Origin of the sequence: Pseudomonas morbosilactucae, from assembly GCF_023241665.1 — a bacterium.
Taxonomy (GTDB): Bacteria; Pseudomonadota; Gammaproteobacteria; order Pseudomonadales; family Pseudomonadaceae; genus Aquipseudomonas; species Aquipseudomonas morbosilactucae.
This window is the reverse complement of record NZ_JALQCX010000005.1, coordinates 271,349-285,458: the sequence shown is the minus strand read 5'-3', so window position 1 is coordinate 285,458 and position 14,110 is coordinate 271,349. Positions and strand designations below refer to the sequence as shown.

General features: G+C 62.5%; 19 protein-coding genes and 1 pseudogene. 7 read left to right on the top strand and 13 right to left on the bottom strand.

Annotated elements, in window-relative coordinates:
* Window positions 1–13: 13 nt before the first annotated feature.
* Complete coding sequence (locus M1B35_RS03295) at window positions 14–640, top strand: hypothetical protein (RefSeq protein WP_123327871.1); 627 nt, start codon at window positions 14–16, stop codon at window positions 638–640.
* A 174-nt stretch (window positions 641–814) separates the two neighbouring features.
* The gene (locus M1B35_RS03290; protein ID WP_148053448.1) at window positions 815–1,459 is read left to right on the top strand and encodes a hypothetical protein; all 645 of its coding nucleotides are present in this window, start codon (window positions 815–817) and stop codon (window positions 1,457–1,459) included.
* Here the strand turns inward: M1B35_RS03290 and M1B35_RS03285 are convergent.
* From M1B35_RS03285 to M1B35_RS03245, 9 genes are all read right to left on the bottom strand, one after another.
* The gene (locus tag M1B35_RS03285) at window positions 1,402–1,713 is read right to left on the bottom strand and encodes a hypothetical protein (RefSeq protein ID WP_268261202.1); all 312 of its coding nucleotides are present in this window, start codon (window positions 1,711–1,713) and stop codon (window positions 1,402–1,404) included. The genes M1B35_RS03290 and M1B35_RS03285 overlap by 58 nt on opposite strands.
* Before the next feature lie 8 nt (window positions 1,714–1,721).
* Window positions 1,722–2,006 (bottom strand): immunity protein Tsi6 family protein, encoded by a 285-nt coding sequence (locus tag M1B35_RS03280; RefSeq protein ID WP_123327873.1) that lies wholly within the window; start codon window positions 2,004–2,006, stop codon window positions 1,722–1,724.
* Window positions 2,003–3,295: a polymorphic toxin type 46 domain-containing protein gene (locus M1B35_RS03275; RefSeq protein WP_123327874.1), complete on the bottom strand. Its 1,293-nt coding sequence runs from the start codon at window positions 3,293–3,295 to the stop codon at window positions 2,003–2,005. The genes M1B35_RS03280 and M1B35_RS03275 overlap by 4 nt, the downstream gene beginning before the upstream one ends.
* 23 nt (window positions 3,296–3,318) lie before the next feature.
* Complete coding sequence (locus tag M1B35_RS03270; protein WP_268261201.1) at window positions 3,319–3,753, bottom strand: DcrB-related protein; 435 nt, start codon at window positions 3,751–3,753, stop codon at window positions 3,319–3,321.
* Between the two features lie 121 nt (window positions 3,754–3,874).
* Complete coding sequence (locus M1B35_RS03265) at window positions 3,875–4,246, bottom strand: hypothetical protein (protein ID WP_123327876.1); 372 nt, start codon at window positions 4,244–4,246, stop codon at window positions 3,875–3,877.
* On the bottom strand, window positions 4,234–4,716 hold the full coding sequence (locus M1B35_RS03260) for a hypothetical protein (protein ID WP_259740327.1): 483 nt from the start codon (window positions 4,714–4,716) through the stop codon (window positions 4,234–4,236). Before M1B35_RS03260 ends, M1B35_RS03265 begins: the two co-directional genes overlap by 13 nt.
* Before the next feature lie 209 nt (window positions 4,717–4,925).
* Window positions 4,926–5,201 (bottom strand): HU family DNA-binding protein, encoded by a 276-nt coding sequence (locus M1B35_RS03255; RefSeq protein ID WP_003213368.1) that lies wholly within the window; start codon window positions 5,199–5,201, stop codon window positions 4,926–4,928.
* A 187-nt stretch (window positions 5,202–5,388) separates the two neighbouring features.
* The gene (locus M1B35_RS03250; RefSeq protein ID WP_268261200.1) at window positions 5,389–6,537 is read right to left on the bottom strand and encodes an NAD(P)/FAD-dependent oxidoreductase; all 1,149 of its coding nucleotides are present in this window, start codon (window positions 6,535–6,537) and stop codon (window positions 5,389–5,391) included.
* A 41-nt stretch (window positions 6,538–6,578) separates the two neighbouring features.
* Window positions 6,579–6,746, bottom strand: a complete 168-nt coding sequence (locus M1B35_RS03245; protein WP_007930291.1) for a rubredoxin — start codon at window positions 6,744–6,746, stop codon at window positions 6,579–6,581.
* A 214-nt stretch (window positions 6,747–6,960) separates the two neighbouring features.
* On the opposite strand from M1B35_RS03245, the gene M1B35_RS03240 reads away from it, so the two are divergent.
* Both M1B35_RS03240 and ubiA read left to right on the top strand, forming a co-directional pair.
* On the top strand, window positions 6,961–7,524 hold the full coding sequence (locus tag M1B35_RS03240; RefSeq protein ID WP_123327878.1) for a chorismate lyase: 564 nt from the start codon (window positions 6,961–6,963) through the stop codon (window positions 7,522–7,524).
* Window positions 7,524–8,414, top strand: a complete 891-nt coding sequence (ubiA, locus tag M1B35_RS03235; protein ID WP_268261199.1) for a 4-hydroxybenzoate octaprenyltransferase — start codon at window positions 7,524–7,526, stop codon at window positions 8,412–8,414. The genes M1B35_RS03240 and ubiA overlap by 1 nt, the downstream gene beginning before the upstream one ends.
* Window positions 8,415–8,468: 54 nt before the next feature.
* Here ubiA and M1B35_RS03230 read toward each other — a convergent pair whose 3' ends face one another.
* The gene (locus tag M1B35_RS03230; protein WP_123327880.1) at window positions 8,469–8,849 is read right to left on the bottom strand and encodes a COG4315 family predicted lipoprotein; all 381 of its coding nucleotides are present in this window, start codon (window positions 8,847–8,849) and stop codon (window positions 8,469–8,471) included.
* Window positions 8,850–8,999: 150 nt separating this feature from the next.
* Between M1B35_RS03230 and phoB the strand changes: the two genes are divergently transcribed.
* The 3 genes from phoB to M1B35_RS03215 all read left to right on the top strand — a co-directional run bounded on the left by phoB (window position 9,000) and on the right by M1B35_RS03215 (window position 12,566).
* On the top strand, window positions 9,000–9,689 hold the full coding sequence (gene phoB / locus M1B35_RS03225; RefSeq protein WP_003176964.1) for a phosphate regulon transcriptional regulator PhoB: 690 nt from the start codon (window positions 9,000–9,002) through the stop codon (window positions 9,687–9,689).
* Between the two features lie 126 nt (window positions 9,690–9,815).
* A complete protein-coding gene (gene phoR, locus M1B35_RS03220) occupies window positions 9,816–11,108 on the top strand; it encodes a phosphate regulon sensor histidine kinase PhoR (RefSeq protein WP_259740334.1) in 1,293 nt (430 codons plus the stop codon).
* Between the two features lie 117 nt (window positions 11,109–11,225).
* Window positions 11,226–12,566 (top strand): hemolysin family protein, encoded by a 1,341-nt coding sequence (locus tag M1B35_RS03215; protein WP_123327882.1) that lies wholly within the window; start codon window positions 11,226–11,228, stop codon window positions 12,564–12,566.
* Between the two features lie 40 nt (window positions 12,567–12,606).
* Here the strand turns inward: M1B35_RS03215 and M1B35_RS03210 are convergent, their stop codons facing one another.
* From M1B35_RS03210 to M1B35_RS32015, 3 genes and pseudogenes are all read right to left on the bottom strand, one after another.
* On the bottom strand, window positions 12,607–13,503 hold the full coding sequence (locus M1B35_RS03210; RefSeq protein ID WP_268261198.1) for a M23 family metallopeptidase: 897 nt from the start codon (window positions 13,501–13,503) through the stop codon (window positions 12,607–12,609).
* 60 nt (window positions 13,504–13,563) lie between these two features.
* Window positions 13,564–13,878 carry a helix-turn-helix domain-containing protein gene (locus tag M1B35_RS03205; RefSeq protein ID WP_268261197.1) on the bottom strand — a complete coding sequence of 105 codons (315 nt, stop codon included), beginning with the start codon at window positions 13,876–13,878 and terminating at the stop codon, window positions 13,564–13,566.
* A 7-nt stretch (window positions 13,879–13,885) separates the two neighbouring features.
* Window positions 13,886–14,068, bottom strand: a pseudogene (locus tag M1B35_RS32015) (type II toxin-antitoxin system RelE/ParE family toxin); the annotation flags it as partial.
* Between the last annotated feature and the right edge of the window lie 42 nt (window positions 14,069–14,110).

The following is a 14,110-nucleotide window of genomic DNA, read 5'->3' as shown; positions in this document are numbered from 1 at the left end:
GAGTAATCGAGAAATGAAAGCAGACACCAAGGAATTGCGCAGCAACTTCGAAAAGGCACTCCAGCTATTCTTGAAGAGCGAGCTCTCGGCTTATCCCGGAGTCAAAGTCACCCGGAACAAAGTGGTGATTGCCCATAAAGAGTCGGGCGCCGTGGCGACCTTGCATTTCGAGTACCTGGCCAACACCCGCGCCTACGAAATGATCATCTTTGTCGAACACCCGGCCCTGCAGGCGGAGATCGAGCGGATAAGCCCGCCCTACCCATCCAACCTGGCCAATCCGAAACTGGTCTACTGCATGTCGACGGTCAGCGAAAAAGACGGCTGTCCACTGCTGCCCGTGACCGAACAAGGCATTGAAAATACCTGCCAGGTGATGCTGCGCCGGCTTCAGGATGTTCACCTGCCTATCCTGTACAACCTCCTCAATGTCAGCCCCGCACTGGTGAGCGATGTCATCGAGAGGCCAAAGTATTACGCCTATCCGGTCCCGCTGATCGTTATCGCCTTGAAAACCAACGCAATCCAACCGGACGACGCAACGCTGGCGAAGATTCTGAGCGAGCAGACCCTGGGCTACACCAACAACCAGGAACTGAAAGAGTCGTTCAACAAGCAACTCCTGACGGCGCTGAACTGAGCAATTGCCGGAGTGCCGGGGCAGATCGCCGGACCGCGCTTTCTGGCGCGGCTGACGAGCGCCAGCACGGCCTGCAGCCACTTATAGAACCGCGCCAAAGTCGCGGTTTTTTCAGTGCACGGCGAAAGAGCTGCTGGAGCACGATTGCCTGTGGCAGCTGAGGGAAATAACCCAATGAATGTCATGCACAACCCGGAGCTTGAAAGCCGGCGCAACACCCTCGGCGAGGTGTTCAAGCTTTATGGACCGCACGTTCACCAACACTATCAGTCGATCAAGCAAGCCGTGGTCCGCTGGGAGTATTCCCTTGGCCCGACCTTGGAGCTCATCCCCTTTGAACGCTTGATCCCCAGCGTCAACAAGGAGGGAAAACCCCTGGCGTCGCTGAGCAAGGCCAACCGTGAATCGAAGAATCTGCAGGCCTATGGTTTCGATGCCGACGGACAACTGATCCTGAGCATCAGCCGCTTTGACAAGGACGTGCCCACCTACGGTGAAAACGTCCGCTATCACCATCTGTTCGATGGCAAGGCCCTGATCGTCAACGCGCACATTTATGAAGCACGACCGGCGGAGTCGCGCCTGATGTCCCTGTGCTGGACCTTTACCGCCGACAACCTGAACTACTACCTGTCCGTCACGCCACCCAATAACTGGTACGTCCGCGTCGACCAGTTGCAAGCCGGGCGCGTCGCCAAGGCGTCGACCTTCGCCACCAGTTGGTTCAAGCAGCTCGACTATGACCTCGGCTATGACCCGGATCAGGCCCTGTCGACGGTCATGATCGGTGAGCACCTGCATTGGCAGCGCGGCAGCTGACAGGGCTCAAGGCTGGCCGGGTTGATGATCAGCCACCGATCCAGCTCACGCCGACTGGCGCGGGTGACGAACGCCAGCGCGGCTTGCAGGCCCTGTTCGAACCGCTCAAAGGTCGCGCGATCGATGGCGTAGTACTCCTCGTAGTCCACCACGCCGAGGCTGACCGGAAAGGAGACGTAGTACTGTGCGGTGGACTCCTCGATGCCCATCAAGAACATTTCCTCGCGGTTGACCAACAGATCCTTGAACAGCATGGCGCGCCTCAGGGCAGATCGACCTTCAAGCCACGCCCGGTCTGTACCGCCACGTAGTGTGCGTCTTTCAACGCCCGGGCCAGCTCCGGGTCGGTTTCGTCGAACTCCTTCACGGCAATGGCACCAATGCTGATCTGGTGCAGCCCGGAACGGTCCAGGCTGCGGTCCAGCAGTACCGCGCGAACGTACTGCAGCTGTTTTTGCAGAAGGTCGAAGACTTCGTAACCCGGCAGGACCAGGGCCCGCTTGGCCACCAGCGCCAGTGCGTGATCAATGTAGTCGATTGGTTTCATGGTCCACCGGGAGAGAGCGCGCCGAAGGCGCCTTTGTCATTGGAGAACAACTGCTGCGCCCCGCCCTTGGCGGGATAGGACTGCCCCTTGACCGACCAGAAGTCGTTGGTCGGCGCAGCCGTGCTGCGCAGGACCTGCACCTTGCGGGTTGTTCCATAGGAATTGAGAACCTTGGGTTCAATGGTGTTGGCGGCGCGGTTGGTGCCCATGGGGTTGATCCCCAGCTCGGTCGGCTGCACCCGCGGGCTGAGAGTATACCAGTTGCCCTGCGGCGCCCCGGGGGACTGGTATTGCCACAGGTTCTTGCCGGAGGCCAGGGTCTCCACGCGCACCGGATGATTGAAATCCAGGCCGTTCATGTAGGACTGTGCGTCGACCTTGGAATAGCCCTGGGACTCGAAGAAGTTCGCCGCCACTTCGCGGTTGCCACGGTAATTGATGTCGCCGTGCAAGTCGCCGGAGCGGCCGAACTTCTGATTCAGGTAGGCACGCCGCGAGGTCAACTCGGGTACCGCGGTCGCCGGTTTGCGCGCCGCCAGTTTCGGCCCCAAGCCCAGTAGGGCCATGCCGGCCACCCCTTGCAGCAAATCGCGATAGCCCGGCCCCAGGCGGTCGCCCAGGTCCCCCAGCAGGGCCATGCCGCCATACACCGCGGCGCCCACTGCCAGGGCACCAGCCAATGCCGCCACTCCCGCCATGGCCGCCACCACCAGCCCGGCGCCGAGCGCCGCCAACCCCAGCGCCTCCAGCCCGGTGTGCATCCAGCCTTCGATATCCAGGACGAACGCCACCTGCACCGTGGGCCCGCCAATGAAGGTGTTTTCGCTGCCGGTCTTGATGTGGGCGCCGCAGACCATCTTGCTTTGCAGGCGTGCGGCCGGCTTGCCGTTGATGGTGACCTTGGCGCTGCCCTCGGCGATCAGCACCGGGAACGGCCAGATCGGGTGGTTCAGCGGCAGGCCGCTGCACGAGGACGAATGGTCCTGGCCCGCACGCATGGCGTTGCGCAGGTTGATGCGGACATTGAAGCTGCCCTCTACCAGCACCCCCGTGCTGGGTTCGGGCAGGTTGAAGATAGTGCTCAGGCCCTTGGCGATCTGGAACATCGACAGGCCGCCCGCGGCGACCGAACCCGCGATGATGGCGATCGCCACCCCACCGGTGGCCACGGTCGCCGCCACCACCGCGGCGCCAATCAGGGCACCGACAACAGCCCCCGCCACCATCGCCGCCACGCCAAAACCGTGGGCGATCTCATCCCCCAGACGGGCTGCTGCCAACATATCCATGGTTCGTTACTCGGCCTGGAGGATCAGACCACCGCTGGCTGGGGCTTGAGGCTTTGCATGGCCTGTTTCCAGGCGGGTTCGTGGTGCACCAGATCATTGACCGTGGTGGTCAGGGTGGTGATCAGCACCGCCGGCTTACGCTCGATGAACACTTGGCGCAGCATCAGCTCGCGACCTTCGCGTTTCCAGCTGTAGTCCAGCAGGACCGAGGCGTGGCCGTGCATGTCGAAATCCCAGCGCTTGATCAGGTTGAAACCCGGCAGTTGCTGCTCGGCGGAGCGCAGTTGCCCGGCGACATAGTCGGCGAAGGCGGCATCGCCCTGGCTGGCGTCGCGGCTGATGACAAAACTGGCTTCCTGGGCGCCACCGACGGCGGGCAGCTTGAAGATATTGATGCTCTGGTCCTGCCAGGCGTCAGGAATATCGAGATCAGCTTCTTGAATGCGGTAGGAGGACAAGAGATTCGCGTTCCATGCTGAAAGGGTGATTCGGATGACGGCAAATTCTCAAGCAATGACTGGCAACAATCAAGGAACCACTCGGCAACTCTGCACAGCGCCAATGACAACTGGCCGAGGCCTAGCGCGACGCCAGGCAGGACGCATAGGCCCGGGCAAAACGTGGGTCGAACTTGAGCGCCTGGGGCTCTTCGGGGTCGATGCTGACATTCCACAATGCCTGCTGTGGCACATCGTAGCGGACCCAGCCGATGATCCCGCTGCCGGAGGTTTCGTAGAACAGCTGCAGGCTCAACTGGTCACCCTCATCGCGGTCGATCAACAGCTTGAGGTGCTCCGGGGTGGTGAAGTCGCGGTAGGGAAAATCGCTGCTGCGCACCAGTTCGGTGAGGTAGCCGTAGCAGCCCTTGCCCGGGTTCGATTCATCCGCCAGGGCGGGCATGGCCGCGCTGGCAATCAGCAGGCCAAGGCCTGCCAGGTTCAAGTACCGCATGACTGCCCCTTGAGGGTGAGGGTTTCGACCTGGTCCTTCATCTCGATGCGTGCCAGTACCTGGCGATCGTGCGACTCCTGGTACTCGCTGAAATTGTTGCGCTTGAGGATGTTCAGGGTGACTCGGATGTGAGCGCTGGCGTTCTGGTACTCGCTGCGCCCAGGGCCCTGGGCGGCGCCGGTCAGTTCCACCAGTTGGCCGGCGGACTTGAGGTAGAGAAAGCGCTGGTCCACTTCCACCAGCAGACGCGGAGCCTTGGGCGCCACGCTGTAGTCCTCGCGGGCCAGGGAATAGCCGCAGAGCCAAGAACCGGGGCTGTCGTATTTCTGGCTGTGAAACCACTGCAGGGCCTCGCGGTAACCCACCGGCCCGAGCAGGGTGCCGCGTTCGGCCACGGCAAAGGCCGAGGCCTGGGCGCACAGCAAGGCGCCACACAGCAGCACACGCCAAGCGCGCAGGCGAAGGATCACGGATTTCAGGGGGCGTGGGAGCGAGGTAGAAGTCGAGCGGGTCATCCTTGGCCTTTGATTCGCGAATCAAGCAATCGCGCATGCTAGCCATGCCGCCGCATCGGTGCAAGCGGCCCGGACGGGCAACGTCCAGGCATGAAAAATGGGCACCCGACCCAGTCGGTGTGCCCATTCAGTCATGCCCTCTCCCTGGGGAGAAAGCGCAATGCTTAAGGGTTGACGCTGTCTTTCAGGGACTTGCCAGGCTTGAAGGCAACGGTGTTGCTGGCCTTGATTTTCACCGGCTCGCCGGTTTGCGGGTTCTTGCCGGTACGGGCGCCACGGTGGCGCTGCAGGAAGGTACCAAAGCCCACCAGGGTGACACTGTCTTTGCGGTGCAAGGCACCGGTGATTTCTTCGAGAACGGCGTTGAGTACGCGGTTGGCCTGCTCTTTGGTCAGATCCGCTTTTTCAGCGATGGCGGCGGCGAGTTCTGGTTTACGCATAGTGAAGCCTCTTTGACGGTTTTTTGTTGTTATGTCCGTGCTGTTCTCCGGAACAGCGCCCAAGGCGCCGCAGGCTCTAGTCTGCGGCAGACGGATGTGAGGATGGCACGCGCTTGAGAGTGGCGCCAGTCTCCCCACGACCTTTGTAGGGCAAGAAACAGGGTTATTCCGACAGAACGACCGGCATTTAGGCCAGCAAGGGCGGAAGTTCTTTGTTCAGGGCCAGTTTTTCCATGACCGCTGCCCCTGTCAGGGCGTAACCCAGTAGGTGACCGTCAGCATCGCGGCACAGCGCCTTGATGTCGGCGCCCTGCCCTTCGGCGGTCCAGACGCCTTCGCGGCCTTTTGGCGGCGGTGAGACCACCAACGGGCAGACCGGGGTTTTGACAGTGATCGGCATCGGCCCGTAGCTGACCGCCGTCGGTGTGCCGGCCAGAGTCTGCGCCAGGGCGCGGGCGCAACTCATCAGCGGCATGACGTACAGCAGGTTCAAGCCATCGACCTCGGCGCAGTCGCCCAGGGCGTAGATGTTGGCGTGGGAGCTTTGCAGTTGGCGATCCACCACCACCCCGCGGTTGACCACCAGGCCGGCGGCGGCCGCCAGGTCGATGCGCGGGCGCAAGCCGATGGCCGAGACCACCAGGTCGCAGGGAATGACCTGGCCGTCGGACAGATGGGCCTCCAAACCGTCGCCAGCCTGTTGCAGGCGATTGAGCACCGGCCCCAGGTGGAAGCGCGCGCCCAGGCTTTCCAGGCCGGCCTGCACCGCCGCCGCAGCCGCCGGGTGCAGCAGGGTCGGCATCACTTGTTCACAAGGCGCCACCAACTCGACCTCGTAACCGCCGAGGATCAGGTCATTGGCGAACTCGCAGCCAATCAAGCCGGCGCCCAGCAACAGCACCCGGCGCTTGCCGGCCGCAGCTACGCGAAAGCGGGCGTAGTCTTCCAAGTCGTTGATGGGGAAGATCAGCGCCGAGGCGTCGCCTTCCACCGGCACACGCACGGTTTCTGCGCCCCAGGCCAGGATCAGGTCGCGATAAGGCACGCTTTCCTCGCCGATCCACAGGCGCTGGTGGCCCGGATCGATGCCGGTGATGCGCGTGTGAGTGCGCACCTCGGCCTTGAGGGTCTCGGCCATGGTGCCCGGCTCGGCCATGCTCAGGCCATCGGCATCCTTGTTCTTGCCAAAGCCCGTGGAGAGCATCGGCTTGGAGTAGGAACGACCGTCATCCGCAGTAATCAGCAGCAGCGGGGTTTCGCTGTCGAGCTTGCGAAACTCCCGGGCCAGGTTGTAGCCGGCCAGCCCGGTGCCAACGATTACGACAGGTGCGCTCATGCCTTTCTCCTTAGGTGTGTATGAGGATCAAAAATCCGTGATTAGCCGATTTCGATCATCTCGAAATCCATCTTGCCCACGCCGCAGTCCGGGCAGAGCCAGTCTTCAGGCACGTCTTCCCAGCGAGTGCCGGGCAGGATGCCGTCGTCCGGCCAGCCGTCGGCTTCGTTATAGATCAGGCCGCAGACCACACATTGCCACTTTTTCATGTACGCATTTCCTCAGGGTTCAGGCGTTGCCGGTGAATCGGTCGATGGGTCGACTCTGGATGCCGCGCCAAAGCGCACCCGGCACAGGGCGTTTTGTACTGATCGGTAACGGCAGATGCAAGCACGTTCGCAGCGGCGCCCCGCGCCGGCGAGTCAAAATCGGCCGGTGACATGCTAAGCTCGCCGCCTCTTTTGCTGCCAATAATGACCCACCGTGCCGCACTCAAAGCCCCCCTCCAGTGCCCCGGCCTGGCTGCCGCAAAGCCGGCTGTCGCCCTGCCCCGATGCGCCAACCCTCGACTGGCTGTTCGATGAAGGTTCGTTGACCCGGCGCCTGTCCCGGCTGTCCGCTGACCACTTCAGCGTCACGCCGCTGGTGGAGGGCTGGCAAACCCTGCGCGACGACGAGTGTGCCGCCCTGGAGTTGTCGCTGGGCAGCCAGGGCTGGGTGCGCGAAGTGTATCTGCGGGGCCACGGCGAACCCTGGGTGTTTGCCCGCAGCGTTGCCGCCCGCAGCGCCCTGGAAAACGGTGGTTTCAATATCGATGAGCTGGGCAGCCGCTCCCTGGGGGAACTGCTGTTCTGTGACCAGGCCTTCCAGCGCCGGCCCATCGAGGTCTGCCATTACCCTGGCGCCTGGTTGCCCGAAGACGTGTGTGGCGAAGGCCTGTGGGGTCGCCGCTCGCGCTTCGACCGCGGCACCCTGAGCGTGCTGGTGGCGGAAATTTTCTTGCCGACCTTGTGGGCGGCTGCGGCCAGCCATCCGGAGAACTGCTGATGTACCAGAGCCTGCTCAAATCCCTCAATCGCCTGCATCCCCGGGCCTGGGACTTTATCCAGCTGACCCGCATGGACAAGCCGATCGGTATTTACCTGCTGCTCTGGCCAACGCTCTGGGCCCTGTGGATTGCCGGCAAGGGCTCGCCCTCCCTGGCCAACGTGCTGATCTTCGTGCTCGGCGTGATACTGACCCGGGCCGGCGGTTGCGTGATCAACGACTGGGCCGACCGCAAGGTCGACGGCCATGTTAAACGCACCGAGCAGCGCCCACTGGTGAGCGGCAAGATCGGCTCCAAAGAGGCCCTGTTGTTCTTCGCCGTGCTGATGCTGATCGCCTTCGTGCTGGTACTGTGCACCAACGCCACCACCATCTGGCTGTCCCTCGGCGGCCTGGCATTGGCGGCCAGCTACCCGTTTATGAAGCGCTACACCTATTACCCCCAAGTGGTGCTGGGGGCGGCGTTCTCCTGGGGCATCCCCATGGCGTTCACCGCCGAGACCGGCGAACTGCCGGCCGCGGCCTGGCTGCTGTACATCGCCAACCTGCTGTGGACCGTGGGTTACGACACTTACTACGCCATGACCGATCGCGACGACGACTTGAAGATCGGGGTGAAATCCACAGCCATTCTGTTTGGCGAAGCGGACCGGGTGATCATCCTCAGCCTGCAACTGCTGGCCCTGGGCTGCCTGTTGCTGGCAGGCGCGCGGTTCGAGCTGGGAGGCTGGTTCCAGCTGGGTTTGCTGGCGGCGGCGGGCTGTTTTGCCTGGGAGTTCTGGTACACCCGCGACCGCGACCGGATGCGCTGTTTCAAGGCATTCCTGCATAACCACTGGGCGGGGCTGGCGATTTTCGTGGGGATCGTGGCGGACTACGGTTTGCGTTGAATACGTGACGCCGGCAAGCCGGCTCCTGCCAGGAGCGGGCTTACCGGCGAACCATCAGGGCTTGGCGACCTTCCAGGCGCCGTCCATCTTGCCGTCGCCGGTCATGTCACCGACCTTCTTGTCCATCACGAAGGTGTACAGCGGCTTGCCGTCGTAGGCCCACTGCATGGCCCCATCATCGCGCTTGATCACCGTCCATTTGCCCATGGCCTTGTCGCTGCCTTCGGCCATCAGCGGCGGCCAGTTGGCGGCGCACTTGTCGTTGCACATGGACTTGCCGTCGGCGTCCTTGGCAAAGGTGTACAAGGCCATGCCTTTGTGGTCGACCATCATCCCATCCTTGGTCATCGCCGGTTCGGCGGCGAAGGCCAGCGACGGCAGCGCGAGAGCGGCCGCGACCAGCAGGGCTTTCCAGGATTGCGTCATTTGAGTCATGGAAACCTTCTCTTGTGGTTGTCAGGATTCGGACTCAAAGCTTAGTTGAGGAATCTGCGTCACGCCGCCCGGCGGAAATACTGTCACACGACTGCAATAATTCCGTTATCTAATGCGGCGCAAGACAGTTAAATGACAAGAGGATTAAGCATGGTTGGCAGGAGCATTCTGATCGTTGACGACGAAGCGCCCATTCGCGAAATGATCGCCGTCGCATTGGAAATGGCCGGCTATGACTGCCTGGAGGCCGAGAACTCCCAGCAGGCCCACGCCATTATCGTCGACCGCAAGCCGGACCTGATCCTGCTCGACTGGATGCTGCCCGGCACCTCCGGCATCGAGCTGGCGCGGCGCCTCAAGCGCGATGAGCTAACCGGGGATATCCCGATCATCATGCTCACCGCCAAGGGCGAAGAGGACAACAAGATCCAGGGCCTGGAAGTCGGTGCCGACGACTACATCACCAAGCCGTTTTCCCCCCGTGAGTTGGTGGCCCGGCTTAAAGCCGTACTGCGCCGTGCCGGCCCGACCGATGGCGAAGCGCCGATCGAAGTCGGCGGCCTGCTGCTGGACCCCATCAGCCACCGCGTGACCATCGACGGCAAACCGGCCGAGATGGGCCCCACCGAGTATCGTCTGCTGCAGTTCTTCATGACCCACCAGGAACGCGCCTACACCCGTGGCCAGTTGCTGGACCAAGTCTGGGGCGGCAACGTGTACGTCGAGGAGCGCACCGTGGACGTGCACATCCGGCGCCTGCGCAAGGCCCTGGGTGACGCCTACGAGAATCTGGTACAAACCGTGCGCGGCACCGGTTATCGGTTTTCAACCAAAGGTTGAGCTACAAGCAATCAGCCACAAGCCGCAAGTTAAAAGCGGGACTGCTTTAGCTTGGAGCTTGAAACTTGAAACTGTTCCGAAGGATGCAACTTGAACCAAAACTGGCACAGCACCCTGATCCGCCACATGCTCCTGCTGGTCACCGGCTGCCTGCTGGTGGGGCTGATCAGTGGCTATTACGGCTGGAGCCTGGCCATCGGCCTGGGCCTGTACCTGGCCTGGACCTTGAAACAACTGCTGCGCCTGCATGAATGGCTGCGCAAGCACCAACCCGATGAAGCACCGCCCGACGGCTACGGCCTGTGGGGCGAAGTGTTCGACAGCATCTACCACCTGCAACGCCGCGACCAACGGGTTCGCGGGCGCCTGCAAGCGGTGATCGACCGGGTCCAGGAGTCCACCGCGGCTCTCAAGGACGCGGTAATCATGCTCGACAGCGACGGCAACCTGGAATGGTGGAACCGCGCCGCAGAAACCCTGCTGGGCCTCAAGACTCCGCAAGACAGCGGCCAGCCCGTGACCAACCTGGTGCGCCATCCGCGCTTCAAGGAATATTTCGAGCAGGACAGCTACGCCGAGCCCTTGGAAATTCCTTCGCCGATCAACGACCGCCTGCGCATCCAGCTGTACATCACCCGCTACGGCAACAACGAACACCTGATGCTGGTGCGCGACGTGACCCGCATCCACCAGCTGGAACAGATGCGCAAAGACTTCATCGCCAACGTGTCCCACGAACTGCGCACGCCGCTGACGGTGATCTGCGGCTACCTGGAAACCCTGCTGGACAACGTTGAAGACGTGAACCCGCGCTGGAGCCGTGCCCTGCAGCAGATGCAGCAGCAAGGCGGACGCATGCAGACCCTGCTCAACGACCTGTTGTTGCTGGCCAAGCTGGAAGCCACCGACTACCCCTCGGACAACCAGCCGGTGCCCATCGACGCCCTGCTCAAGTCGATCAAGAGCGACGCCCAGGCCTTGTCCGGCGACCGTAACCAGCGCATCAGCCTGGACGCCGATGCCACGGTGCAGCTCAAAGGCAGCGAGGCGGAGCTGCGCAGCGCCTTCTCCAACCTGGTGTTCAACGCGGTGAAATACACCCCGGCCGAAGGCAATATCCGCATCCGCTGGTGGGGCGACGAGCACGGCGCGCACCTGAGCGTGCAGGACTCGGGGATCGGCATCGACAACAAACACCTGCCGCGCCTGACCGAGCGCTTCTACCGTGTGGACTCCAGCCGCAACTCCACCACGGGCGGCACCGGCCTGGGCCTGGCCATCGTCAAGCACGTGCTGCTGCGCCACCGGGCACGCCTGGAAATCAGCAGCGTATTGGGCCACGGCAGCACCTTCACCTGCCACTTCGCTCCAGCCCAGGTGAAAAAAACCTCCGTCGAGGCCATCACCGACCAGCGCTGACCGCGATTCGCCCCTAGGCAATCGTCGTGTCAGCCGCTACATTGCGTAGCTTGTGCCTGCCCTTCAGGCACCGCATGGCCCTCTTTTTCTCCGACACGGAACCCGCAAAACTCCATCATGGACCCTTCCACAGGCTTTACCCTCTCTACACTCTTCGCCGATTTCGGCATGATTCTTTTTGCACTGATCCTGGTTCTGCTCAACGGCTTCTTCGTTGCGGCCGAGTTCGCCATGGTCAAACTGCGCTCGACCCGGGTCGAGGCCATTGCCGATCAGAACGGCTGGCGCGGACAGATCCTGCGCACCGTGCACAGCCAGCTCGACGCTTACTTGTCCGCCTGCCAGCTGGGTATCACCCTGGCTTCCCTGGGCCTGGGCTGGGTCGGTGAACCGGCCTTCGCCCACCTGCTGGAGCCGCTGCTCAGCGCCCTGGGCGTCAACTCTCCGGAAGTGGTCAAAGGCGTGTCGTTCTTTACCGCCTTCTTCATCATTTCCTACCTGCACATCGTGGTCGGTGAGCTGGCGCCCAAATCCTGGGCCATCCGCAAACCCGAGCTGCTGTCGCTGTGGACGGCGGTGCCGCTGTACCTGTTCTATTGGCTGATGTACCCGGCCATCTACCTGCTCAACGCCAGCGCCAACACCATCCTGCGCATCGCTGGCCAGGGTGAACCCGGCCCGCACCACGAGCACCATTACAGCCGTGAAGAGCTCAAGCTGATCCTTCACTCCAGCCGTGGCCAGGACCCGAGCGACCAGGGCATGCGCGTATTGGCGTCGGCCGTGGAAATGGGCGAATTGGAAGTGGTGGACTGGGCCAACTCCCGGGAAGACTTGATCAGCCTGGAGTTCAACGCGCCGCTCAAGGAAATCCTCGCGCTGTTCCGTCGCCACAAGTTCAGCCGCTATCCGGTGTACGACAGCGAGCGCAACGAGTTCGTCGGCCTGCTGCACATCAAGGACCTGCTCCTTGAACTGGCGGCCCTGGACCATATTCCCGAATCGTTCAACCTGGCCGAACTGACCCGCCCGCTGGAACGCGTGTCGCGGCACATGCCGCTGTCGCAACTGCTGGAGCAGTTCCGCAAAGGCGGTTCGCACTTCGCCGTGGTGGAAGAGGCCGATGGCAACATCATTGGCTACCTGACCATGGAAGACGTGCTGGAAGTGCTGGTGGGCGACATCCAGGACGAACACCGCAAGGCCGAGCGCGGGATCCTCGCCTATCAGCCAGGCAAGCTCCTGGTACGTGGCGACACGCCGTTGTTCAAGGTGGAGCGCCTGCTGGGCATCGACCTGGACCACATCGAAGCCGAAACCCTGGCCGGGCTGATCTACGAAACCCTGAAACGGGTGCCGGAAGAGGAAGAAGTGCTGGAGGTTGAAGGCTTGCGCATCATCATCAAGAAGATGAAGGGCCCGAAAATCGTTTTGGCCAAGGTCTTGATGCTGGATTGACGGGCCATTCGGCCCGTTCGCCGGCTCCTACCGGCGAAGGTTATTGTTTGCCCAACGCAAAGTTCGGCAACGCCCCCAGTGGCTGGTTGAACTGATAGGGAATCGACACCAGCCCCAACCCGGTATTGCGCTGCACCACAAAGTGCAGGTGCGGCCCGGTGCTGTTGCCGGTATTACCCGACAGGCCCAAGGGGCTGCCCACTGCCACACGCTGGCCTTCGCGAACCTTCACCGAACCACGCTTGAGATGCAGGTAGACGCCCATGGTGCCGTCTTCATGCAGCACCCGGACGAAATTGCCTGCCGGGTTGTCGCCCCGCCCGCTCTGGGCATTCTCGGTCTTCACCACCACCCCGCCCCGCGCCGCGATGATCGGCGTGCCCTCGGGCATGGCGATGTCCATGGCATAACGGCTCTTGGGTCCAAAGTGGCTGTAGGGGCCATTGGGCCCCTGGGTCAGGCGAAAGGGCCCGCCCAGCCAGGGCAACGGATAACGGTAGCCCCGAGCCACGCCGCCAGGGTCCCCCAGGGAGTAACGAAACTTCGGGGTGTACACCAGCGGCTTGCCGGCCTGAGTGGCGCTGAGCAGCGCCAGGCGCTGGCGGCTGCGGGGTGCCAGGACCTGGCGGACCGGTTGCCTGGGGGCGCCACTGACATTGCTCAACCCGGCAAAGCTCAGCTCGACCTCCACCGGGGCGTACAGGTCGTTGCGCACAAAGACGCTGTCCACACCGTTGCGCTTCTGGATATCCAGGTGCACCTGACGCTCCAGGCGCTCGACCATACGGTCCTGAAACAGGAACACCTGGGCCCCCGGCGAGGGCCGATCACTGTAGGACACCACGCCGTCGGCATCGGTGGTTTTGTAGATGGTCATGGCCACCACCCAAGGGGCGGCCAGCAACAGACCACAGAGCAACAACAGGCGCAGGAACATAGGACAAAATTCTTCAGAAGAGCTGTGGCAAGGCTAGCAGCCCGAACGCTGGGGCAGCACTCAAACCGGGGCCAGAGGCGGCAGATCTACACCACTGATACTGATATCCACTCCCAGCTGTGCGGCGTCGGACAGGTTGACCAGGGCGTCGAGGGAGAACTTGTTGATCTTGCCGCTGAGCACGTCGTTGAGCCGTGGCTGGCTGATGCCCAGACGCTTGGCCGCCTCCTTCTGGGAGACGCCCCAGGCCTTGACGGCTTTGCCCAGCGCCAGCATCAGCTTGGCCCGCAAGCGCATATTGGCCGCGTCCTGGGGTGACGCCTCGAGGGCGTCCCAGACACTGGTGAAACGATCGGTATTGATGTGTTCGGTCATGGCGTGGACCTATCCCCTGCAGTCTGGCGCGAGCCCGTTCGATGTCCCGTATTTCGGTGCGGCGCTTGGTCTTGCGCATGGCCTGCAACACGTCCAACTGAAAACCTGCGGCGCGGCGTGCATCCAACGGGAACGCCCGAAGGTCACTGAGCGCGCTTCCGACAAACACCACATCCTTGTGCCTGGTCATCGAACTTCTCCTGTGACTGACCCAGACCCAGGCTAAACAAAC